This window comes from Mesorhizobium sp. M2E.F.Ca.ET.219.01.1.1 (genome assembly GCF_004016445.2).
Lineage (GTDB): Bacteria > Pseudomonadota > Alphaproteobacteria > Rhizobiales > Rhizobiaceae > Mesorhizobium.
The window spans coordinates 195684-217640 of sequence record NZ_SADT02000008.1 but is presented as its reverse complement, the minus strand read 5'-3'; the positions used below and the strand labels follow the sequence as shown (position 1 = coordinate 217640).

The 21957-nt window shown below is 64.2% G+C and carries 20 protein-coding genes; 4 read left to right on the top strand and 16 right to left on the bottom strand.

Annotated elements, in window-relative coordinates; translation table 11 throughout:
* Positions 1-17 precede the first annotated feature (17 nt).
* From EN862_RS32075 to EN862_RS32000, 16 genes are all read right to left on the bottom strand, one after another.
* The gene (locus EN862_RS32075; RefSeq protein ID WP_127864697.1) at positions 18-416 is read right to left on the bottom strand and encodes a DUF3085 domain-containing protein; all 399 of its coding nucleotides are present in this window, start codon (positions 414-416) and stop codon (positions 18-20) included.
* An 11-nt stretch (positions 417-427) separates the two neighbouring features.
* Positions 428-1030, bottom strand: a complete 603-nt coding sequence (locus EN862_RS32070; RefSeq protein WP_127864696.1) for a DUF1419 domain-containing protein — start codon at positions 1028-1030, stop codon at positions 428-430.
* A gap of 139 nt (positions 1031-1169) precedes the next feature.
* Positions 1170-2123: a DUF3991 and toprim domain-containing protein gene (locus tag EN862_RS32065; RefSeq protein ID WP_127864695.1), complete on the bottom strand. Its 954-nt coding sequence runs from the start codon at positions 2121-2123 to the stop codon at positions 1170-1172.
* A 638-nt stretch (positions 2124-2761) separates the two neighbouring features.
* Positions 2762-3823 carry an ABC transporter ATP-binding protein gene (locus EN862_RS32060; protein WP_127864694.1) on the bottom strand — a complete coding sequence of 354 codons (1062 nt, stop codon included), beginning with the start codon at positions 3821-3823 and terminating at the stop codon, positions 2762-2764.
* Between the two features lie 7 nt (positions 3824-3830).
* A complete protein-coding gene (locus tag EN862_RS32055; RefSeq protein WP_127864693.1) occupies positions 3831-4643 on the bottom strand; it encodes a carbohydrate ABC transporter permease in 813 nt (270 codons plus the stop codon).
* Entirely contained in the window at positions 4643-5524 is an 882-nt protein-coding gene (locus EN862_RS32050) for a sugar ABC transporter permease (protein WP_127864692.1), read from the bottom strand. Before EN862_RS32050 ends, EN862_RS32055 begins: the two co-directional genes overlap by 1 nt.
* Positions 5525-5593: 69 nt before the next feature.
* A complete protein-coding gene (locus EN862_RS32045; RefSeq protein ID WP_127864691.1) occupies positions 5594-6886 on the bottom strand; it encodes a sugar ABC transporter substrate-binding protein in 1293 nt (430 codons plus the stop codon).
* 63 nt (positions 6887-6949) lie between these two features.
* Complete coding sequence (locus EN862_RS32040; protein ID WP_127864690.1) at positions 6950-7966, bottom strand: Gfo/Idh/MocA family oxidoreductase; 1017 nt, start codon at positions 7964-7966, stop codon at positions 6950-6952.
* Entirely contained in the window at positions 7963-8670 is a 708-nt protein-coding gene (locus tag EN862_RS32035; RefSeq protein WP_127864854.1) for an N-acetylmannosamine-6-phosphate 2-epimerase, read from the bottom strand. Before EN862_RS32035 ends, EN862_RS32040 begins: the two co-directional genes overlap by 4 nt.
* 74 nt (positions 8671-8744) lie before the next feature.
* Positions 8745-9656: an N-acetylmannosamine kinase gene (locus EN862_RS32030; protein WP_127864689.1), complete on the bottom strand. Its 912-nt coding sequence runs from the start codon at positions 9654-9656 to the stop codon at positions 8745-8747.
* Positions 9640-10467: a MurR/RpiR family transcriptional regulator gene (locus EN862_RS32025; RefSeq protein ID WP_127864688.1), complete on the bottom strand. Its 828-nt coding sequence runs from the start codon at positions 10465-10467 to the stop codon at positions 9640-9642. The genes EN862_RS32030 and EN862_RS32025 overlap by 17 nt, the downstream gene beginning before the upstream one ends.
* A 54-nt stretch (positions 10468-10521) precedes the next feature.
* A complete protein-coding gene (locus EN862_RS32020) occupies positions 10522-11658 on the bottom strand; it encodes a GNAT family N-acetyltransferase (RefSeq protein WP_127864687.1) in 1137 nt (378 codons plus the stop codon).
* Positions 11659-12149: 491 nt separating this feature from the next.
* On the bottom strand, positions 12150-12935 hold the full coding sequence (locus EN862_RS32015; protein ID WP_245519774.1) for an ABC transporter permease: 786 nt from the start codon (positions 12933-12935) through the stop codon (positions 12150-12152).
* Between the two features lie 50 nt (positions 12936-12985).
* On the bottom strand, positions 12986-14167 hold the full coding sequence (locus EN862_RS32010) for an ABC transporter permease (protein WP_193771616.1): 1182 nt from the start codon (positions 14165-14167) through the stop codon (positions 12986-12988).
* A gap of 128 nt (positions 14168-14295) precedes the next feature.
* Positions 14296-15336 (bottom strand): ABC transporter substrate-binding protein, encoded by a 1041-nt coding sequence (locus tag EN862_RS32005; protein WP_127864684.1) that lies wholly within the window; start codon positions 15334-15336, stop codon positions 14296-14298.
* Between the two features lie 54 nt (positions 15337-15390).
* The gene (locus tag EN862_RS32000; RefSeq protein WP_245519773.1) at positions 15391-16500 is read right to left on the bottom strand and encodes an ABC transporter ATP-binding protein; all 1110 of its coding nucleotides are present in this window, start codon (positions 16498-16500) and stop codon (positions 15391-15393) included.
* A gap of 361 nt (positions 16501-16861) precedes the next feature.
* On the opposite strand from EN862_RS32000, the gene EN862_RS31995 reads away from it, so the two are divergent.
* The 4 genes from EN862_RS31995 (at position 16862) to EN862_RS31980 (ending at position 21942) form a co-directional block, all read left to right on the top strand.
* The gene (locus EN862_RS31995) at positions 16862-17692 is read left to right on the top strand and encodes an IclR family transcriptional regulator (RefSeq protein WP_127864683.1); all 831 of its coding nucleotides are present in this window, start codon (positions 16862-16864) and stop codon (positions 17690-17692) included.
* A gap of 228 nt (positions 17693-17920) precedes the next feature.
* Complete coding sequence (locus EN862_RS31990) at positions 17921-19348, top strand: NAD-dependent succinate-semialdehyde dehydrogenase (RefSeq protein ID WP_127864682.1); 1428 nt, start codon at positions 17921-17923, stop codon at positions 19346-19348.
* 104 nt (positions 19349-19452) lie between these two features.
* Entirely contained in the window at positions 19453-20814 is a 1362-nt protein-coding gene (locus EN862_RS31985) for an aminotransferase (protein ID WP_127864681.1), read from the top strand.
* Positions 20815-20883: 69 nt separating this feature from the next.
* Entirely contained in the window at positions 20884-21942 is a 1059-nt protein-coding gene (locus tag EN862_RS31980) for a dihydroorotate dehydrogenase (RefSeq protein WP_127864680.1), read from the top strand.
* The last annotated feature ends 15 nt before the right edge of the window (positions 21943-21957 follow it).

Genomic DNA, 21957 nt, shown 5'->3' with positions numbered 1-21957 from the left:
GTGGGGGTTTGGGAAGGTCAGCGGGTGATCAGCGAGAGCGCGATGTCGGTCTCGGTGAGCTCAACGTTTAGGTGGGTGGCACCATAGTTGCGGTCGACGAGCGGGATCAGCCGCTCGGCTTCGATGAACTCGATGCCGTCATCCGCGCCGAAGTGGCGGCGTTTGTAGTCCCACCAGTCGAAGTCGCCCTTGGGATGGCACTGCTCGGCATAGACGACGAGCGCGCGGGAGCCTTCCGCGAGCTTGCCGTTGGACATGATGTAGACGCCCTGGTCGCCGACCAGCCACAGGCCCGACTTCTCGCCCTCGCCGGGGCGCGTGCCGTAGTAGGGATTTCGGAAGCCGCGATTGACGGCGGCATCGGCAATGCCGCGGTCGATGACTTTGCGGACGGCGACAATGGGAAAGGTAAACATCGCCGCTCCCCTCACGCCGCGGTCTTCGCGGGAAGGTGCCTGAGATGCACCGGCAGCTTGGCTGCAATCTCGTCGTCGGTGAGATCCTCAAGCAGCTTGAGCTCGGTCCGCGCCGGGCCATAGACGAGGAGGGTTCGTTTGCCGCGGTGCTCGGGCACAAAGCGCTCACCGGCATAGCCCCGATACTCATCGTGCGTGGCGCTCCAGATGTGCTCGAGACGCTCCTCACGCGTCATCGCCTTAACCGGCCAGGACTCGCGCTCGACGATGACGTCGCGCGTCTCGACCCGGGAGCAGGCCTGAGATAGGTCGCAATAGGCATGGAAATAGCGCGCCCTGCCGTCGATGCGCATCGTGTAGAACACGCTGGTGACGCTCTCGGTAAGGAACTCACGCAGCGCGAACATGTCCCCGCACATCCAGAGCGGCGGCAGGATGTCGAGCATGTAATCGTGCTCGGCGCGAGCTATCTCGAACCATTCGCCGATGAACAGCGCGCTGTCGTCATTCTCCCAGCGATTGGGCCGCTGGGCATGGCGATCGAACAGGCGATACATCTGCCGACGGTCGGCGACGCCCTGGTAGATCTTGCGGATGGAGGACTGAAGGGTCATGGGAGGCTCCTTGGCCAGTTGCGGGCCGGAGCGCGGTTGGTCCCTCGCGGATCACCATCATCTTCAGCCCTTCCGGACCCCTCCCTGCAGCCGCCTCTCCGACCGGGCGGGTCAAGGGCCGGCGCAGCCGGGCGGAGCGTCACCCTTGACGCGGCCGTCGGGCATGCGGCAGTCGGCCTCTCTCCTCCTTTCCTCTGGCTTCCTCCATTGCTTTCAGATCGGCGTTCCAATCCTCGGCAACAGGGTGCAATCGCTCACCGCGGCATCCGGCCTCCTCGGCAAGGGCGAGAAGCCTGCAAGCATAAACGTCGCCCTGCTTGTTGTTGTCAGTGGCGGCGACAAGCTGGCCTCCGGGCCTGACGGCGAGCGCCCGGATCGCCGCGTCCGTCGCCGGCGACCAGCCGCCTCCGGTGCTGAGATAGAGCGTGTCGGGGCGAAGGCCCTCGAACGCGGCGAGGCTCATGGCGTCTATCGCCGCCTCGGTCACGCAGAGGCGAAGCGCCCCGTCATGGCCGAGCCTAAACAGCACCTTGGCGCCGCCGGTGGCGAAGCCGCGCCAGTCCGGGCCGCGCTCCTCCCATCCGGCAACGGCGCCGTCGGCATCGACATGTGCTGCCCACATGCTGCCATGCGGGCCTTCACGCAGGATGTCCGCAGCGATCGCAGCCCGGAGAACGGATTCGGGAAGATGGCGGGTGTCACTAAGATAGCGCCAAGTCGCCGAGCTGCGCCACGGCTTGCGCCTCGCCCGCCAGCGTTCCGGAACCGAAAGATCGGGCTGCCGGTCGCGGGTTTCCCGATCCCGGACATTCTCGGCCGGCACAAATCCGACGAGGCCGGCGACTTCATTCATGGCCTCGACGAAAGGCACGCCTTCGAGATGCTCTACGAGGCGGAAGACATCGCCCTTGCCGTCGGAGAGCGGGTCGAACCAGCCCTTGCCGTCATGAATGACGATGATGATCGCCGCCTCGCGGCGATATTTCCTTGCCTTGCGCGTGCTCTCCTTGCGGTCCGGCGCGAATCCTAGATGCTCAAGCACCGCGGCGCAGGGCACCTTCTCTTTCAGCTCTTCCAGTTCTGCTTTTTCCATGTTTCGCCATCGCGCACTGTCGCGCTCCTTCTCTTTCGTTCCCGACCCAGATTGCGGGGCAGCAACCGGAGGCCGCGAAGAGCAAGGCGGGCAAGGGCGCGGCTGACAACTGATGAATCATACAGCATCGTCGGACTCGAGCCGCGGCGTAGCTCCCCCTTGCCGGCCGCAGCGCGCAAGCGGCAAGGTGTGAGGTCCGAATTCACTATTCGTTCACGATATTAGCGCAGGCTCATATTGGACATGCCTGGTACAGCGTACATGCCAAAGCCCCGGACGGCTGGTGAGCCGCCGGGGCTCCTACAAGCCTCCTCGCCGATTTGCAAAACCTCGCCGGCCGTGGCTCTTAAGCTCCCTGACAGCCCTGTTCCGAATGTTTCGAGTAAATTCCAGCAGGCGCTTGGAAGGCGACGGGCTTTTCAGAGCGTAGGCGGCTGCAGTTACCTGCTCAGACCAATGCCTGTCGCGCCATCTCAGAACGAGGCGTCCCTTCCACGATGCGGGTTCGCGCATGAGGCGCAAAGCTCTCATGCGTGCTCTGGGGCCGTGAACAGACAGTCCGGTTTCGGGTGGCGTAGACCAGAAAACCCGCCCCTTTCCCTTGGGAACTTAACTGTGTGCAAGCTGGGGCAGGGGCGTCAGCGAATACGGTTTCCGTCTCCATCGAAGACGCGGGCGAGCCCGGGCTTAAAGCGCAGCGTGATGGTCTCGCCGAAGCGGGGCTGGTCCTCGCGGCGTTCAGCGACGACGGTCTCGCCACTCGGCAGCGCGCCATGCACATAGGAGGTCGAGCCCAGGCGCTCGGTGACGTCCACGGCAAGCGGCAGCGCAACGCCCTGCTTTTCGTCGAGATGTTCCGGCCTGATGCCCAGAGTCACCGTTTTGCCGTTCTCCAGCTTTGTTTTGAGATGCGAGATGTCCACTCTCGCCTCGCCGGTTGTCAGCGCCTTGCCGTCGTCCACGACGACCGCCTTGAGGAAGTTCATGCGCGGCGTGCCGATGAAGCCGGCGACGAAGGCGTTGTCGGGATCGTCATAAAGCGACAGCGGCGTACCGGTCTGCTCAATGCGGCCGGCCTTCAGGACGACGATCTTATCGGCGAGCGTCAGCGCCTCGGTCTGGTCATGCGTGACATAGACCATGGTGCGGCGGATCGACTGATGCAGGCGCTTGATCTCGGCCCGAAGCTCGGTGCGAAGTGCCGCGTCGAGGTTCGACAGTGGCTCGTCGAAGAGGAAAAGACGCGGATCGCGCACCAGCGCCCGGCCGATGGCGACGCGCTGGCGCTGGCCGCCGGACAGCTCGCGCGGCAGCCGCGCCAGCAGCGGCTCGATCTGCAGCAGGCGCGCGACGCCCGCGACCTTCTCATCGGATGTCCTGCGATCGAGGCCACGCATCTTCAACGGGAAGGCGATGTTCTGCGCCACCGTCATGGTCGGGTAAAGGGCATAGGACTGGAAGACCATTGCCACGTCGCGGTCCCGCGCCGGCAAGTTGGTGACGTTGCGGTCGCCGATGACGATCGTGCCGGAGTCGATCGGGTTGAGGCCGGCCACCGCGTGGAGCAGCGTCGACTTCCCGCAGCCGGACGGGCCGAGCAGCACGACGAAGGACCCCTCCTCCACCTCGACCGAGACGTCGTCCAGCACCTGGACCGCGCCATAGGATTTCGAGACCGATCTTATCGAAAGTTGCGCCATCTGAAATTCAGCCCTTCACGCTGCCGAGCGTCATGCCGCGCACGACCTGCCCTTGCACCAGGATGCCGAGCACGATCATCGGCAGCATGATGAGGGTGGCGGCGGCGGTGAGCGCGCCCCACTGGATACCCTGGAAAGTCAGGAACGAGGTGATCGAGACCGGCAGTGTCTGGGTGTCGCGGCCGGTGAGCACGAGCGCCACGAAGAACTCGTTCCAGGTGAACAGAACGCACAGGATCAGCGTGGCTATGATGCCGCCGCGCGCCGCCGGCAGATAGACGTGCCAGAAGATCGAAAACTCGCGCGCGCCGTCGACGCGCGCTGCATCGCGCAGCTCCTTCGGAATGTCGTCGAAGAAGGTGATGAGCAGCGAGATGGCGAAGGGCACGTTGACGAAAGCATAGGCGGCGATCAGCAGCCAGTGCTTGTTCAGCGCGCCGATGCGGGTCGCCAGGTAGTACATCGGGATAACGAAGAGCAGCGCCGGCGCGATGCGCAGGCTGAGAATGAATTTCTCCCGTGCGCGGCGCAGCTCCGCCGGCTGCTGCGCCAGCCCATAAGCCGCGACCGACCCGACGGCGACGGCGAGCGCGCTGGAGAGGATCGACACGATGAAGGAATTGGCGAAGGCGCTAAGGAAGCCGCGATTGGCGAACACCGTGCGGTAGTTGTCGAGCGTCGGGCTGAACAGCCAGACAGGCGGAATGGCGAAGGCATCGCGCGTCGTTTTGAAGGAGGTGACGATGACCCAGTAGAGCGGGAACAGCACCGCCAAGAGAAGCAGGACCAGCCCGAGATAGAACAGAGTGCGCCTGCCCATCAGCGGTCCCCTGTCTTCGGAAAGAGCACGCTGTACATGGTGAGCAGCGCGACATTGGTGAACACCGTCAGGATGATGGCGATGGCCAATGCGTAGGAGATGTCGAAATTGGTGAAGGCGACGATGTAGCCGTAATAGTTCAGCGTCTCGGTCGACAGCGCCGGCCCGCCGCGCGTCATGATGTAAAACAGATCGAACGCCTTGATGCTGTCGATCGCCCTGATCAAGGCGACGATGGCGAGCGCGCGGCGCAGCATGGGAAGAAGCACATACCAGGTGACCTGCCATTCGCGCGCGCCGTCGACGCGGGCGGCGTTGAGCGGATCGGTGGGCGCCGACTCCAGCGCGGCCATCACCAGCAGGATGACGAAGGGCGTCCACTGCCAGATGTCGGCGATCAGCACCGAAAAGAGAGCGATCTGAGGGCTGCCCAACCAGTCGACCAGGGAAATGCCGCCCAACGACAGAAGATAGTTCGCCATGCCGGTGGCAGGGTCGAACAGGAAGCGCCAGGTGAGGCCGACGACAACCGGCGTCATAATGATCGGCACAAGCAGCAGCGTGCGCACCAGCCGCTTCATCGCGAAGTCGCGGTCTAGGAAGAGCACCACCGCAAGACCAAGCGCGATCTCGATCACCGTCGCCAATGTGGTGAAGAGCACCGAGCGCCAGAGCGCGGCCATGGCGCGCGGATCGCCAAGGAAGCGGATGTAGTTGTCGAGCCCGACGAACTTTTCCCGCCCTGCCCGCATCAGCGAAAGATCGTGCAGCGAGATCCAGATGACGAACAGCGTTAGCGCCACCGACGCCATCGTCAGGCAGACGATGATCGGCTGGAAGAAGTGCTTTGTGGGATCGGACGCTGCGGCCACGGGTCTCATCGGATCAACCTGAGAATTTCACCCTGCCGCGCACAGGGAGCGCACGCGGCAGGGCACGCCACTCGACCCTTAGCGGGCGAGCGCAGCGTTGTTGGCTTCGTCAGCTTCCTTCAGCGCGTCGGCGGCGCTTGCGGTTCCGGCGAGCGCCTTGGAGACGGCGATGCCTGTGTTGTTGATGATCTCGTTCGCCTGCTCGACTGTCGGCAGATATTGCGGGTTGCCGGCGTTGATGGCGGCGATCATGCCTTCCTTGAAGGCGCCGTAGCGTTTGCCGAAGCTGTCGCTGTTGAGCGCCGAGAGCGAGGTCACGCCGGAGTTGGGGTCGGTCTCGATCGACTTCAGCTGCTGTTCCTTGGCGGTCGCCCAAGCGGCGAAGAGGGCCGCCGCTTCCTGGTTTTTCGATTCGGCCGAGACATACATGGAATGCACGGCTAGCGAGGACGAGCCGCCCTTGGGCGAAGCCGACTTCATCGGCACCGGCACATAGCCGACCTTGCCGACCACCGTCGAGACGGCCGGGTCTTCATTGTAGGCGCCGTTGACGGTCGCATCGAGCGTGATTGCCGCCTTGCCCTGCTGGAAGAGCAGCCGGTTTTCCTCCCAACCGAAATTGGCGACGCCGACCGGGCCGTAGTCCTTGAGCACCTTGGTGAAAGCGTCGAGCGCGGCGATACCTTCAGGCGTCGCCAGCGCCGACTTGCCGCCGGCATCGAAGAAGGAGCCGCCGAAGCCCCACAGATAGGCCGCCCAGACATAGACACCCTGGATGCCCTGCTGGCCGCGCATGGTGATGCCGGCGATCTGCTTGTTGGTTTTTTCCGAGATGGTTTTCGCCGCGTTCTCGATGTCCTCGAAGGACTTCGGCGCGGCCAGCCCGTACTGTTCGAACAGGTCCTTGCGGTACATGACGAAGGTGCTCTCGCCATAGACCGGCAGGCCGTAGACCTTACCGTCGAGGACATTGGTGTTGAAATAGCCGGGCACGAAATCGGCCTTGTCGAAATTCTCCTTGTGCTTGGTCAGGAAATCGTCGAGCGGCACGATGTAGCCGGACTTCACGAAGCCCGGCAGGTAGATGATGTTGTTCTGGACGACATCGTAGCGGCCGGACTTGGATGAGAATTCAAGCAATTCCTTGGCGGTGATGTCCGCCTCGGGCACCACTTCGATCGCAACGTCGATGCCGGTCTTCTCCTTGAATTCCGGCACCATCTTCTGGATGGCGTCGGTGGTCGGGTGGCCCTCGAGCAGCACCGATATCTGCACGCCATTGAACGGCTTGTCCTCAGCGGACGCCGGCGCGGCCAGCGACAGCGCGGCGGCGGCCGCGCCAAGCATCAGTAGATTGCGTCTGTTCAGCATGTTTCGTCTCCCATTCTTGGGCCGTCGGGCCTCGTTGCAACAGCGCCGTTCGTTTGATTGAGCTCAACCGAGGCGCACGATTTCGCCGCTCTGCGCCGACTGCATCATGGCAAGGGTGAGTTCGAGCGAACGAAGGGCTTCCCGGCCCGTGGCGATCGGCAGGGCCGCGCCGTCCAGCCAGTCGATAAGGCCGCCGAGCTGGCGCGCGAGGTCGCCGTCGAAGCGGCCGTTGATGAGGGGCCAGTGCTGGGTGTCGATCTCGCGAGACCCCTCATTGCTGGCGAAATAGAGCCCGCTGTCGCCGCACTGGACTTCGAAGGATCCGTCGGTGCCGATGAGCTCCATGCGCGCGTCGATCATGTGGCGCGCGCCGGACGGTAGCGACCAGGCGCTCTCGAAATTGACGACCGTGCCGCCGGAAAAGCGCACGATTGCCGCGATGCTGTCCTGCGTGCCGGAGCTACCCAGCAGCTTGTCGGTCTGCTGCGCGTAGACCGACACCGGCTGTTGGCCTTCCAGCATCCACAGCACCATGTCGACGTCGTGGACGGTGACATGCAGCGCCAGCGGCAGCTTGCCGCCATAGCGCTTCGGGCCTTCGGTGCGAGCGCTGTTGCGGCGGGCATAGATGTGGATCGGCTCGCCGATCTTGCCCGATGTCATCAGCTCCTTGGCGGCAGCGTAGCGCGGATCGAAGCGCAGCAGGTAGCCGACGCCGAGCTTTACGCCCGCCGCCTCGCAGGCAGCGATGATGGCCCGGGCGTCGTCGACCTTGGAGGAGATCGGCTTTTCGACGAAGACGTTGATGCCGGCTTCGGCAACCGCGACCGCCGGCGCCAGATGCAGGTTGTCGGGCGTGCAGATCGAGACGAGGTCAAGATCGCGTTCGGCCGCCAGCAGCGCCTGGTGGCTGTCATAGACTTTGCAGCCCGTCGCCTTTGCCGCCACCGCCTCGGCCAGCGCACGGTTGGGGTCGACGATGGCCGCGAGCTCCGCACCCATCATGCCGGCGAAGATGCCGGCATGCATGGAGCCCATGAAGCCTGCGCCGATGACGGCAACGCGGCGACGTTTGATCATGTCGGATTCCTTCTCAGTTGCGGACGGGCGCCCCAGGCGGCGACCTCGTCGGCGAAGCGGCGAGTAATGGCATCGGGCCGCGTGATCGCGCCGCCGACGACGATGAAGCGGGCGCCGAGCTCGAAGCAGCGGACGGCCTCGTCCGGCGACCATATGCGCCCCTCGGCGACGAAAGGCAGGCCGGCGCGGGCAAATTCCTCCATCAGGGCGAAGGCGGGGCCGCGCTGATCGTTGGAGTAGTCCGTGTAGCCGGCCATGGTGGTGCTGATGAGGTCAGCGCCGGCGTCGAGCGCGCGCTTGCCTTCATCGAGCGTGGCGACATCGCCCATGGAGAGCCGCCCCTTCGCCGCGATGCTGGCGAACATCGCCTTCAACGCAGCCGGATGCGGCCGGCTGGTGGCGTCGATAGCGACGATATCGGCGCCGGCTTCGATGACGGCGGCGACTTCGTCGAGCGTCGGCGTGATGTAGACCTCGGTGTCGTCACGCCTGACCTTGATGAGGCCTATGAGCGGCACCTCGACCGCGGCGCGGACGGCGGCGATGTTGGCCGCGCCTTCGATGCGCACGCCAGTGGCGCCGCCCAACACGACGGAGCGCGCCATCGCGGCGATGTGGTCGGGAGCGTCGAGCGGCAGGCCGGACTCGGCCTGGCACGACACGACCAGCGTTCCATCGAGTGTGGCGAGCAAATCGCCCTGCATGGCCTGCACCGGAGCATCTCCTGGAAGAGCACTACCCCTCTAACCAAGCGCAGATAAAAGTTTTTGTCAATAAGTTATGTTCGATGAAAATTTCCGTCATAGCTTTTCGAACGCGCCAGCATCGCCGCGCCAAGCAGGCCTGCATCGGCGCCCGCACGCGCGGCGACAATGGGACGCCGGTAGACGCGCGGCAGGTCGAGCGAGCGCGTCTGCAGCGCCTCGATGAAGCCGTTGGCGAGGCCGACGCCGCCGCCGACGGCGAAGCAGTCGACATCGACCGAAGCCGCCAAGTCGGCAAAAGCGTCAACCAGCGCGACGACCGCGCCGGCGATGATTTCCCCGGCAACGCGGTCGCCTTGTTCCGCCGCCGCGAACAGCTCCGGTGCCGCAACTTTCCGGCCGAGGCGCTCACTGCCCAACCGCGCCAGAGCAGTGCCAGAGGCGACCGTCTCCAGGCAGCCGCGCCGGCCGCAGCCGCACAAGATGCCGCCCGGCTCGGAGCGCGTGTGCCCGACATGGCCGGCAAGCCCGGTCGCGCCGCTTTCCAGCCGGCAGTCTATCACCAGCCCGGAGCCGATGCCGGTCGAGACGGTGAAGAAGGCGAAGTTTCGAAAACCCTGGCCGGCACCGAGCCTAAATTCCGCCCAGGCGGCGGCCTGTGCGTCGTTGACGACCAGAGGCGGCATCCCGAAGGCCTCTCCGATCGCCGAGGCAATCGGATAGCCGTCCTCGATCGGCAGGGTTTCGGGGTTCAGCGCCGTCAGCGCGCCGTCGCGCACGATGCCGGTGGTAGCGACGGCGACCGCGCCAAAACCACTTTTCGGCGCAAGCTCGGCAATGGCCGCGATCAGATCGTCGCCTTTGCCGGTGCGTGGCGTCGGCGCCTGGCGGCGGTTTGCGATCCTGCGGCCACTCACTTCGGCTGTCGCGATCTTGGTGCCGCCAATATCGATGGCGAGCACAGGCAAATCAGAAGCTGCGGTCACTCACGACCTCCGCCGTGCGGCTGAGCTCGACCAGCCGCTTCGGATCCTGTCTGGTCATCTCGGCCACCAGCGCATCGACGATGAGCAACTGGCTGATCTTCGAGGGGAAGGCGCCGCCCGTGAGCGGCGTCTCCGGCCAGGATGCGATCAAAGCTAGGTCGCAGACGGCGATCAGTGGGCTCTTCGAGCGGTTCGAGATACCGATCACAAAGGCGCCCTTGGCGCGCGCAAGCTCTGCCACGCGCACGGCATCAATCGTCGAGCCGGAACTCGAAATCACCACCTGCACCGTTCCCGGCTGCGCGGTTCCCGCCGCCATCACGGCCAGATGCGCATCGCCGAGCGCGCGGCTGAATTTGCCGATGCGGGTCATCTTGTAGGCGAGATACTGCGCCGTGACGGCGGAGGCGGCGATGCCGAAACACTCGACCGTTGTCGCGCCCAGCAGCTTGCGCGAGGCGGTGGCGATATCTTCCCGGACGATGAGCTGCTCGGTTTCTCGCAGCGAGGTGATTGCGGTCTCCACCAGCCGCTGGATGTCGTCGGAAGGCAGGCCGTTGTCCCTCGCCCGCTCGTCGGTCGCGAGTTCCTTCGCCAGCGCCAGCTTGAAGTCCTGAAAACCGGAAAAGCCCTGGTCGCGGCAGAAGCGCATGACGCTCGCTTCGGACGATCCGGATGTCTCGGCAAGCTCGGTGATGCTCTGGCGCAATGTGGCGTCGGGCTGCGCCAGCACCGTCTCGGCGACGCGCGCCAGCGCCGGCGTCATATCGCCCGCCGCTGCTCTCAGGGAGGCTATCAGCGCGTGTGTCATGCAAGACCCCTCAGATGATTTCCGGTAAGAGTATGGATCCTGTCCAAACCGTGCTCAAAAATGCTCCGCCACCCAGGGCGGCGGTCCGGCGAACAGCTGGTCACAGCGGCGTATGTCAGCCGAGTCGCCGGCAACGAGGCCATACTGCGCCAGTTTCGAGGCGCTGCGAAAGCCCGTGAAAAGCTGGACGAAGGCCGGCGCGTCCACACGCACGGCCGGACCGGACGCATTACCCGCCTCGCGCACCTCGGCGGCGCCTTGGCGAATTTCGATTTCGAGCGCTGCATCGCCGATGCGCAGCGCGAGTTTTGCCTGGTCGACATGGTAGCCGCGCTGGCGCAGCGCCGTCGCTGGATGGAGCACTCGCAACAGCCATTCCTCCTGGCGCGCAAGCCGCCAGCCCTTGTCCGGCATCGCCGCCACCAGATCGTCCTGCGGGGCGCCATGCCAGCGCACCGCAGGATAGACCGAGCGAAAGCGGGCAAGAAAGGAAAGCAAGCCTTGCGCCGCCTCGGGCGACGCGGCAAACCAGTCCCGTACCACCAGGCAGGTTTTGTCGCCCATGTCGAGTATCAGATAGGCGACCTCGCCTTCCGCAAGATAGGCTGCGAGAGCATCGGTCGGAGCGCGCCGCAACTCGTTCCAGTGGGCGGCGGCGCGTGCGAGCAAGCCCGATTCGCCACGCGTCTTGGCGTCATAGGCGCGGGCCATGCGCGGATCGTCGAGCTCGACGCGATCGAAGGCGAGCCGGCTCGACGAAGGCAGTGCCGCTGTTGCCGCCTCATAGACGATCTCGTGCCCGGCAAGCTCGAAACCGGCCTTGCGGTAGACCGGCCGCGTCGAGGCAAACAGCGTGGCTATCGCGGCGCCCTTGCTCCTCGCCTCATCGCAGAGAGCATCGACAAAAGGCACGGCAACGCCCTGGCCGCGCCGCTCCGGCGCGATCGCCACATGCACGATGTTTGCCGCCTGCACGGCCTTGCCGTGGAAGATATGCGCCGTCTGAAGCAGACCCGCGCACACGACCGGACGGCCGCCCTCGCCGCGCATGAGCCGCAGCGTCTCGATCCCGATATTGGCGATGTATTCGTGCGACCGCGCCTTGCTGAAACCGAAGGCCCAACTCAGCAGACTGGCTACGTCGGCGACATCCTTGGTGGTCGCAATGTCGGTTGTGAAGTTTTTTTTCATATCAATTCCATCGATGGCGCTTTTTATCATAGCGACAAAATGAGCGCGCGCAATGGGGGCCGATGAACGCCGACCAATTTGGGTTGGCAACGCTTCAGAGATGGGGTTGCAGGGCGGTGGAAGTCGTCATTCCAGTCGGTCGAACTTTGGATTGGCCCAGACCGCTGTTGAGGCGCTTCATGATCGGATTGAATTGAGGCGCCTGGTTAGACGACGTAAGGCGAGAATTCGACAATGCCTTTTATGCGACTTTCGAACCACAGAGCATGAGCAAAGGGATATCCAGCCGGCAGTCTGCCGTGTCTGGATTGGGCCGGAACAGACGGTCCGGTTGGTGGCGCGAATTTGCAAGAAATGCGCCACCCATTTTTACAGCATTCGTCGTGATAGTTTGTCGCTTAGCTCTGTACAGCTGACATGCCTATTTAGCTTGATTTCTTCGAATAGTAAGATTGACCGCAAGGCAGCAGGAGGCTCGCCCTCAGCGGATTTCATCCTTGTTCCATACCGCGCCGGGCAACCGACTTGCGACGCAGGATCTCGATGATCGCCATCAGGCCGATCGAGATCGAGATCATCACCACGGCGGCGGCGATGACCACGGGCGTAAGCTCGTCGCGGATACCCTCGAATAGGCGCACCGGTAGCGTCACCTGACCAGGACCGGCGAGGAAGAGCACGATCACGACCTCGTCGAACGAGGCGACGAAGGCGAAAAGCGATCCCGCGACTATCGCCGGGCGAATTGCCGGCAGCATCACGCGCCGATACGCCATCCACGGCGACGCGCCCAGGCTCTTGGCAGCCCGGATCAACTGCATGTCGAAATTCTGAAGCGCCGCGGTGGCGGAGATCACCACATAGGGCGTTCCGATCACGGTGTGAGCCAGGATCATGCCGACAATCGTCCCGGCGAGGCCGAGATCGGAGAGGAATAGATACAGGCCGACAGCCATGATGATGACCGGCATGACCAGCGGCGCGATCAGGAAGCCGTTGACGATGCTACGGGCTCGCGGACCAAGCCCGTTCATGGCGATAGCCGCGGACAGGCCGAGCACGGTGGACAGCGCCGCTGCACCGACGCCAACGACCGCGCTGTTCTTCAGCGCGAGCAGCCATTTGTAGTTGGTCAAAAGTTCCTCATACCAGCGCAGCGACAGTCCGGGCATTGGATACGAGAGGAACGAGCCTGAACTGAAGGAAAGCGGCAGCACGGCCGCGATCGGCACCAGCAGGAACAGGAAGACCAGCACGGTCACCACGCTTGCCAGCATGCGCCAAATATCGGGTCTCGGCTTGTGCGTTGAGGAAGCGGGCATCGCGCTCAGGCCTTCACCACGATTTGGGATTTGCGGCCGAGCAGGCCGTAGAGGCCTACCAGCACCAGCACGCAGGTCGTCAGGAGGATCGCCAGCGCGGAGGCCAGGCCCCAGTTCACCGTCTGCTTCGTGTAGAACGCGATGAAGTAGCTGAGCATCTGGTCCTGGCTGCCGCCGACGAGCAGCGGGGTGATGTAGTAGCCGACGACGATGACGTAGGTGAGCAGGCAGCCGGACCATAGGCCGGGCCAAACCAGCGGCAGATACACCTTGTAGAAAGTGCGCGGCCCGCTGGCGCCGAGGCTATAGGCGGCACGCGTATAGTCCTTCGAGATGCCGACCATGACGCTGTAGATCGGCAGGATCATGAACGGCAGCATGACATGGACGAAGGCGATGTAGACACCGATGCGGTTGAAGATCAGGTGGACCGGCTGGTCGACGATGCCGCTCCACAACAGCAGCGAATTGACTATCCCATTGTCCTGCAGGAGCACCACCCAGGCGCTGGTGCGCACCAGCAGTGAGGTCCAGAAGGGCAGCAGCACCAGAAGCAGCAGCAGGCCGCGCCAGCGAGGCGAAGCGGCTGAAATCCTGAAGGCGACCGGGAAGGCAAGCACGAGGCAGATGCCCGTCACTACAGCCGATATCGAAAGCGAGCGACCCAGCACGTCGACGAAGGTGGCTTCCTCCGGCTTGACCTTGCCGATGCCGCCACCATCCTTCTGCTCAAGGTCCAGGGCCTTGAGGATATAGTAAGGCGTGACGGCCGGGGCAGCCCGCCTCATCGCCGTCCAGAAGGTCCTGTCCTGCCATTTGGCGTCGATCGTCGTCAGTTGCTGGCGCGGCGGCTCGGTCGAGCTGTTCTGCAGGGCGGACGCCGTCTTGATGAGCAGGCTGCGATAGCTCGGGATTTCGTAGTTGAGGCGGCGGCCGGCATTGGCGACGACGCGGCGATCGGCGACGCGCAGATCCGCCACCAGCGCGGCGTAGACCGCGTCCGGCGGATCGCCGGCGCCATCCCATGCAAGCACCGCCGCGGCAGTCTGCGGCAAGGTATCGCGTACTTCCGGGCTGTAGACGCCCTTGGCCAGCAGCGAAAGGATCGGCCAGACGAAGATGAAGGCCATGAACAGCAGGCAGGGCAACAGGAGCCCGTGGCGCATCAGCGGCCGACAGACCTTCATCAGGCCTGCCCAACCACTTTGCTCCACGGGAATCGATATGCTTGCCATGCTTGGTTTTTGCTCACTCGACTATCGCTGCAGACGGCCGGCGTCCCCGGCTTGGCGAACCGCGCCGGGAACGGCCTTCTTCATTTCGAGGCCCAGGCGTTGAACCTTTCGGTCAAAGCTTCCAGATTGTCGTTCCAGAAATTGCTGTCGGTCGGAACCGCTTCCTTGAGATTGTCGCCCACCGGCATGATCGCGATCCGCTCTGCTGGCAGCAGCGCCGACGCCTTGAGATTGACCGGCGCTACCGGCTGGATCTTGGAAAACTCCGCCTGCGCCTCAGGCGAGGTCGCATAGCTCAGGAAGGCATAGGCGGCATCCTTCTTCTTGGTGCCGCTGACGATGGCCCAGTAGTCGACATTGTAGAGGGAGCCCGGCCAGCCGAACTTGATGGCGGCACCTTCTGCCTGCGCTTCCAGAATGCGGCCGACGAAGGTCGTCGACATGGCCACGCTGCCATTGGCGAGCCATTCGGGCGGCTGCGCGCCGGCCTCCCACCACTGGATGTCGGCCTTGATCTCATCCAGCTTCTTGAAAGCGCGATCGACGCCTTCCGGTGTCGACAGGACCTTGTAGACGTCGGCGGGGGCGACCCCGTCGGCGAGCAAAGCTCCCTCGAGATTGTTCTGGGGCTCGCGCTTCATGGCGCGCTTGCCCGGATATTTCTTCAGGTCCCAGAAATCGCTCCAGCTCTTGGGCTGGTCGCCGGTGGCCTTGGTGTTGTAGGCGATGACCATGCCCCACCCGATGGCGCCGATGCCGCATTTGGTGATGCCGGGATCCTTGAAGTCGGCAGCCGAGGAGAGCTTGCTGGTGTCGAGCTCCTCGATAAGGCCTTGGGCGCAGGCGTTTAACATCTCAGGTGCCCCCATCTGGATGACGTCCCAGGTGGTGTTGCCGGACTCGATCATCGCCTGGATCTGGCCAAGCCCGCCAGTGTAGACGGCATCGAGCACAGCGCTGCCCGATTTGGCCGTATACGGGTCGAAGATCGACTTGCGCTGCTTCTCGGTATAAGTGCCGCCCCACGTGGCGACGGTGACGTCCTCGGCGAAGGCGTGGCCTATGCCGCCGCCCAGGATCAAGGCGGCCAGCAGTCCGCCCGCCAGACTTGATTTCTTCATTTCCTGCTCCCCTTTTCGTTTTCGTTTGAGATTGATGTCAGGCCGACCCTGCCGTCAGCCATGATCGAGGGCGCGGCAGTCGCGTGCCGCCCAGCCGATCCTGATGCGATCGCCTGGCGAACCCATGCCGACGCCGGCGCTGTTTGGGATCTTGACGATGAAGCCGGGCTGTCCGCACAGCGTCGCCGACATGCGCAGATGGTCGCCGTGGAAGACGACCTCGTCGATGGTTGCCTCGAAGCAGTTCTGCGCATTCGCGGCGGCGGCGCCGATAACGACGCGCTCGGGCCTGATGGACAGCGTGGTCCGTTCCCCCGCCGCCGAGACGTTTATTGCGGCGGCGCGAATGCTCTGGTCGCCGCCGACGTCGATCGTACAATCGTCCCCGTCGATGGTCCGCACGGTGCCGTTCAGCCTGTTGTTCTCGCCGATGAAGCGGGCGACGAAACTGTTGACCGGCTCCTCGTAGATCTGCTTCGGCGGTCCCAACTGCTCGATCTTGCCGCGATTGAAAACCGCTACGCGGCTGGACATGGTCAGCGCTTCGGTCTGGTCGTGGGTCACATAGACCACGGTGACGCCGAGGCGCTGCTGGATGTGCATGATTTCGTACTGCATCTCCTCGCGAAGCTGCTTGTCGAGCGCGCCGAGCGGCTCGTCCATCAGCACCAGCGAGGGCTCGAACACCAGCGCACGGGCAAGGGCCACCCGCTGCTGCTGGCCGCCCGAAAGCTGCCCCGGCAGGCGCCCGCCAAGGCCGTCCAGGCGTATCATCGCCAGCGCCTTGGCCACCCGCTCGGCCGTATCGGACTTGCCGATGCGGCGAGCCTGAAGCGGGAATGCGATGTTCTCCGCGATCGTCATGTGAGGGAACAGCGCATAGCTCTGGAAAACCATGCCGATGTTGCGCTTTTGCGGCGGCATCGAACCGATCGAGACGCCGTCGAGCAGGATATCGCCGGCCGACAGGTTCTCGAAACCGGCGAGCATCATCAGGCATGTGGTCTTGCCAGAACCCGACGGCCCAAGCAGGGTGATGAACTCGCCGCGCTCGATTCCGAGGTTGAGGTCGCGCACGACATTGACACTGCCGTAGCTCTTCTGGACGCCCGCGAATTCGACGAATTTATTCTGCGGAACGGCACCGCCGCGGGCATGTACCACTCTTACGCCTCCGTTTTCGAAGTCACGTACTCCCGCTCGGTTGGCGGCAAATTTGCCGGCACCTTTGGAGAGCAACCCGCTCTGCTCATGGCGAAGCATTGGGATCAAGGCAAAAATCTCCCTGACGGGTCGTTTCAGTCCAGTTTGAGCCTATCTACGATCGTCAATATCGTATTGTCAAGAGAAACAGCGTACCTCATAATAAGACGATCGATATCATGAACCCGGCTCGGTCTTCCGCAGCTCTCCCACCTCAATTTGTTCCGTCTAAGAAAACTATGTTCCGAATTATGATACAAAAGAACACCGGGTCAACAGCCGAACCCCAGTCTGAGCGGCGCCCTGAAGTGGGAGGCAGACCGTGACCCAGTCGGACGATCAGAGGCTTGGCGTGAAATCTGTCCATCTGGCATTCGAAGTGCTTGAAGCGGTCGCTTTCGAACCCGGCGAGATCGGCGTCAGCGAACTTGCCAACAAGTTGCAGACAACGAAGGGGACGGTATTTCGTCATCTGCAGACGCTGGTGGATCGGGGCTATCTCATCCAGAACGCCTCGACCCAACGCTACCGGGTCGGAGCGCGGGCCTACCTGATTGGCCGCGCGGCGGCCGAACGCGTGGACATCATTGCCGGCTCGCAGGATGCGATGCGCTCGCTTCGTGACGAAACCGGCGAGACGGTGGTCGTTTCCAGCCTCAGCAACCGCGGCAACATCGTCATGAACACGTTGATCGGAAAGTCGCCGCTTGAGATCGGGGTCAGGGTGGGCAGTGTGCTCGAACCGCATGCGACCGCGCAGGGCAAGGCCGTTCTCGCATTCGATACCCAGGGGCTCATAAAGCAATTGCGGCGCAGGGGCCTTACGGGGCTGACGCCTCACACCGTGACGGACATCGACGTGCTCGAGCGGCAGTTGGAAGCGGTGCGTGCGCAAGGTTATGCCACCGCGGCGGAAGAAATGCTGCTCGGCATCAGCGCGCTTGCCGCGCCGGTCATGGACGGCTCCGGCAAGACCGCGGGCTCGATCGCAATCGTTGGGTCGATCCAGAACATTGGCCGCCAGCCGGCGCCCGAGCAGATCGAGGCGGTGCTGCGCGCGGCGCAAAGGGTTTCGTGGAATCTCGGCTATGTCGGCCACCTTCCTTTCGAGCCCCGCAATGGGCGCGTGCCGGCGAAGAAGTCGGCGGGATAGCAAAACGGCACCGGCTGAATTCTATTTCTTATTACAAAACGATGTTTTGTATCGCGAACCAAAAGGATTGACGAAGCGCCTGATCGCGGCTAGTGTTCCACCCGGTCATTGGCGGCCCCATGCGCCGCTATTCCTGCACACCCGAAAGGAACCGGCGAGGTATCCGGCCGCCTATGCGGCGGCATTTGGGTGTGCACGGGAGACGTCACCTCGAACGGAACGGATCGCATGTCGGCAAATCTCTTCATCAACGGAAAATGGTCCGCAGGCTCCGGCACTCGCCGGGGGCGTGTCCTCAACCCGGCCACGGGCGAGACGATCGGCGAGATCGCCTTTGCCGAGACGGCGGATCTCGACGCGGCGCTGGCTGCGGCCGAGCAGGGCTTTCGCAGTTGGAGCCGCGTTTCGGCGTATGAGCGCGCCAACATCCTGCGCCTGGCCGCGAACCTGACCCGGGAGCGCGCCGATGCCATCGCCCATGCCATCACGCGTGAGCAGGGCAAACCGTTGTCGGAAGCGCTGATGGAGGCGCGTGGCGCCGGTGATCACATCGACTGGTATGCCGAAGAAGGACGCCGCGCTTATGGCCGCGTAATCCCGGCGCGCGCGCCGAGCACGTTACAGATGGTGCTGCCGGAGCCTGTCGGACCGGTGGCGGCCTTCTCGCCGTGGAACTTTCCCATCGGGCAGATCGTGCGCAAGATCGCGGGCGCCCTGGCGGCGGGCTGCTCCATCATCGCGAAGGCGCCCGAAGAGACGCCGAGTTGCATCATAGAGTTGGTGAAGTGTTTCGAGGAGGCCGGCGTGCCAGCCGGTGCGCTCAACCTCGTGTTCGGCGTTCCCGCCGAGATATCGCAGCATCTGATCGCGTCGAGCGTGATCCGCAAGGTTTCCTTCACCGGCTCGGTGCCGGTCGGCCGCCACCTTGGCGAACTGTCGGCGCGCCATCTCAAGCGCACGACCATGGAGTTGGGCGGCCATGCCCCTTTCATCGTCTGCGATGACGCCGATCCGACCGCCGTCAGCGCAATCGGGGTCGCGCTCAAGTTCCGCAACGCCGGACAGGTCTGCGCAGCACCCACCCGCTTCCTGGTGCAGGACGGCGTTTTCGATGCGTTTGTCGAGTCCTTCGTCGCCGGCGCCAACAAGCTGAACGTCGGCGACGGAGCGGCTGAAGGAACCCAGTTGGGGCCGCTCGCCCACGCACGCCGGCTCGACGCGATGGCCGGCTTCGTGCGCGATGCGGTCGAGGCGGGTGGCGAACTCCGCTTCGGCGGCAAGCGCATCGGCAATGAGGGCTTCTTCTTCGAGCCTACCGTGCTGACCAATGTCCCGCTTTCGGCACGGATCATGAACGACGAGCCGTTCGGTCCCATCGCGATCGTCAACCGCTTCTCCGAGGTCGACGATGCGATTGCGGAGTCCAACCGCCTGCCCTTCGGCCTTGCCGCATTCGCCTTCTCACGGCGAGTAGATCGCACCGACCGGCTGATGCGCGGCATCGAGGCCGGAATGGTCTCGATCAATCATTTCGGGCTCGCAGCACCGGAGACTCCGTTCGGCGGCATCAAGGAGTCCGGCCATGGCAGCGAGGGGGGATCGGAAGGCATCCAGGCTTATCTCACGCCGAAATTCGTCAGCCAGTTGAATGCTTGAAGCGCGCGCAGGCCGCGCATCGGCCGGCGGAGATCTGGAAACGGTTGCAGCGGCATGTCGTTTCGTATTATGTAACATCGTTTTATGATACAGAACGGAAGACAATGACAAACCTGCTCCGCGATCGTGACATTGCCACCCACCTGCATCCGCAGACGAACTTCCGGCGGCACGAGGAATTCGGGCCGCTGATCATTCAACAGGGCGATGGCGTCCGGGTCCAGGACACCGATGGCCGCTGGTATATCGAGGGTGTCTCGGGACTATGGTGCGCATCCCTCGGTTTCTCGAACCGGCGGCTCGCAGATGCGGCGCATCGGCAGCTCCTGACCATGCCCTACCAGCAGACCTTCGCGCATCGCTCGACGCCGCCGGTCATTGAACTGGCCAGCCGCCTGATCGAGAAGGCGCCCTCCCCGATGTCAAAGGTGATCTTCCAGACATCGGGCTCGGAGGCCGTCGATACGGCGATCAAGCTCTCCTGGTATTACCATGCGGCCAAGGGCAACGAACGGCGCCGCAAGATCCTGTCACGGCAGGGCAGCTATCACGGCAGCACGATCGCCTCGGCCAGCCTGACCGGCCTGCCCAACATGCACCGCGGTTTCGGCCTGCCGATCGACACCTTCATCCATGTTTCGCGGCCGCACCACTGGCGCGGTGGCCTCGCTGGAGAAAGCGAGCGGGATTTCGCGGCCCGCCTCGTGGCCGAGATCGAAGCGACGATCGAACGCGAGGGCGCCGACACGATCGCGGCTTTCTTCGCCGAACCGGTCATGGGCACCGGCGGCGTCGTCGCGCCGCCGGTGGGTTATTTCGAGCTCCTCCAGCCGGTTCTGGCGAAGCATGACATCCTGCTGGTCGCCGACGAAGTGATCTGCGGCTTCGGCCGCACCGGCAACTACTGGGGGTCCCAGACCGTCGGCATGAAGCCCGACATGCTCACCTGCGCCAAGGGCCTGTCGGCCTCCTATTTCCCGATCTCCGCTCTGATGCTCAGCGACCGGATCTATCAGGTGCTGGCCGACCGCACCGCCGAGTTCGGCGGTTTCGGCCACGGCTACACCTATGGCGGTCATCCGGTCGGCGCGGCGGTCGCGCTGGAGACGCTGGCCATCTATGACGAGATCGACATTGTCGGCCTGGTCCGCGCTCGCCAGGGGCAGTTGCAGGACGGCTTGCGTCGCTTCGCCGACCATCCGCTGGTCGGTGATGTTCGAGGCGTCGGGCTGATGGGCGCGCTGGAGTTCGTCGCCGACAAGACGACCAAAACGCCATTCGAGAAACCCGGCCGGCTTGGCGCCAGGATTGCCGCCGATCTCCAGGCTCAGGGAATCCTGCTGCGCGCGCTGGGCGACACGCTCGTCGTCGCCCCACCACTTGTCGTCAGCGAGGACGAACTTGCGCAGGTGTTGGACGCGCTGGAAACGACGCTGACCCGAATTGCCGAACCGGAGCTGGCGTGATGACGGACGGACCGGCCGACAGGCGTAGCCAGCGCCGCGCCCCCGCATCTTGCCGGACGAGGTGACACGGTGGCGGACCTTCGCGTTCAGGTCGGCAGGACCACGCTGAAAAACCCGGTCATCGCGGCGCCGGGCGAGCACCTTATCGATGCGGCGGGAATCCGCTCCGCGATCCTGGCCGGAGCAGGCGCGGTGGTCGGCAAGTCGATCAACGAATCGCAGGTGGCGAAGTCGCAGTTGCGGCGCGCCGAATACGTTGCCCTCGGCCCGGATTGGACAGAGGTGCCCTGGGGGCTCGCGGCGCCGGCGGGCACGACTATTCTGTCGCGCTCGGGACTGCCGCCGATGGGCTTCGACGCCTGGCTCGTACAGGCCGTGGCCATGGACATCTTCGCCCGCGAGCACGACTGCCTGTTCGTGCCTTCGATTATACTCGCCGCGGAGGAGCCGGCGCTCGACATGGCTCGCCGCATCGAAGCCGCGGGGCTGCGCGTGCTCGAGTTCAACATCGGAACGCCCTACGCGAGCGAGGCCGCGAAAGGCGCGGTCTCCACCGTGCTTTCGCCGGAGCCAGTGGGAGCGCTGACCCGCATGATGACCGATACTCTGGGCATTCCGGTCTGGATCAAGATCACCGGTCAGAGCGAACGCGTGCCGGACCTCGCCGCCGCCGCCTTCGCGAACGGGGCCGAAAGCGTGATCATGGCGGGGCGCGCGCTTGGCATGCTGCCCGACCTCGAGACCCAGGCTCCCGTCCTCTCTACCAGCGGCGGCATCGGCGGCTCCTGGAATCTGCCCCTCACCTGCCATTGGCTTGCCAACTCGCGCGCCGTGCTCGGCGCCGGACGCGACCTGATCGGCATCAATGGCGCCACCAATGGCCGCGACGTGGCGCGCATGATGCTTGCCGGCGCCTCGGCGGTGGGCATGGCCTCGGAAGTGATGCTGCGCGGCTGGGGCGTGCTGTCCCGGGCCATCGCCGATCTCGGCGCCTATTGCAACGCAAAATCGCAATCGGCCCGCGACCTTGTCGGCCGTGCCGCCGACGCCCGCAAGCGCTTTGCCGACATGCCAGAACTCGACGAGCGCTGGCGCGATTATATACCCGCTCCGCTCGCGAGCGAATGACACAGGAGCCATGAC

Excerpts from the sequence above, each read along its gene's own strand:
- EN862_RS32050 (WP_127864692.1), bottom strand. The coding sequence starts at position 5,524 with ATGAGACCCGTGGCCGCAGCGTCCGATCCCACAAAGCACTTCTTCCAG.
- EN862_RS32065 (WP_127864695.1), bottom strand. The coding sequence starts at position 2,123 with ATGGAAAAAGCAGAACTGGAAGAGCTGAAAGAGAAGGTGCCCTGCGCC.
- EN862_RS32075 (WP_127864697.1), bottom strand. The coding sequence starts at position 416 with ATGTTTACCTTTCCCATTGTCGCCGTCCGCAAAGTCATCGACCGCGGC.
- EN862_RS32020 (WP_127864687.1), bottom strand. The coding sequence starts at position 11,658 with ATGAAAAAAAACTTCACAACCGACATTGCGACCACCAAGGATGTCGCC.
- EN862_RS32045 (WP_127864691.1), bottom strand. The coding sequence starts at position 6,886 with ATGCTGAACAGACGCAATCTACTGATGCTTGGCGCGGCCGCCGCCGCG.
- EN862_RS32025 (WP_127864688.1), bottom strand. The coding sequence starts at position 10,467 with ATGACACACGCGCTGATAGCCTCCCTGAGAGCAGCGGCGGGCGATATG.
- EN862_RS31985 (WP_127864681.1), top strand. The coding sequence starts at position 19,453 with ATGACAAACCTGCTCCGCGATCGTGACATTGCCACCCACCTGCATCCG.
- EN862_RS32010 (WP_193771616.1), bottom strand. The coding sequence starts at position 14,167 with ATGAAGGTCTGTCGGCCGCTGATGCGCCACGGGCTCCTGTTGCCCTGC.
- EN862_RS32055 (WP_127864693.1), bottom strand. The coding sequence starts at position 4,643 with ATGGGCAGGCGCACTCTGTTCTATCTCGGGCTGGTCCTGCTTCTCTTG.
- EN862_RS32035 (WP_127864854.1), bottom strand. The coding sequence starts at position 8,670 with ATGCAGGGCGATTTGCTCGCCACACTCGATGGAACGCTGGTCGTGTCG.
- EN862_RS32015 (WP_245519774.1), bottom strand. The coding sequence starts at position 12,935 with ATGCTGGCAAGCGTGGTGACCGTGCTGGTCTTCCTGTTCCTGCTGGTG.
- EN862_RS32070 (WP_127864696.1), bottom strand. The coding sequence starts at position 1,030 with ATGACCCTTCAGTCCTCCATCCGCAAGATCTACCAGGGCGTCGCCGAC.
- EN862_RS32005 (WP_127864684.1), bottom strand. The coding sequence starts at position 15,336 with ATGAAGAAATCAAGTCTGGCGGGCGGACTGCTGGCCGCCTTGATCCTG.
- EN862_RS32040 (WP_127864690.1), bottom strand. The coding sequence starts at position 7,966 with ATGATCAAACGTCGCCGCGTTGCCGTCATCGGCGCAGGCTTCATGGGC.
- EN862_RS32060 (WP_127864694.1), bottom strand. The coding sequence starts at position 3,823 with ATGGCGCAACTTTCGATAAGATCGGTCTCGAAATCCTATGGCGCGGTC.
- EN862_RS31990 (WP_127864682.1), top strand. The coding sequence starts at position 17,921 with ATGTCGGCAAATCTCTTCATCAACGGAAAATGGTCCGCAGGCTCCGGC.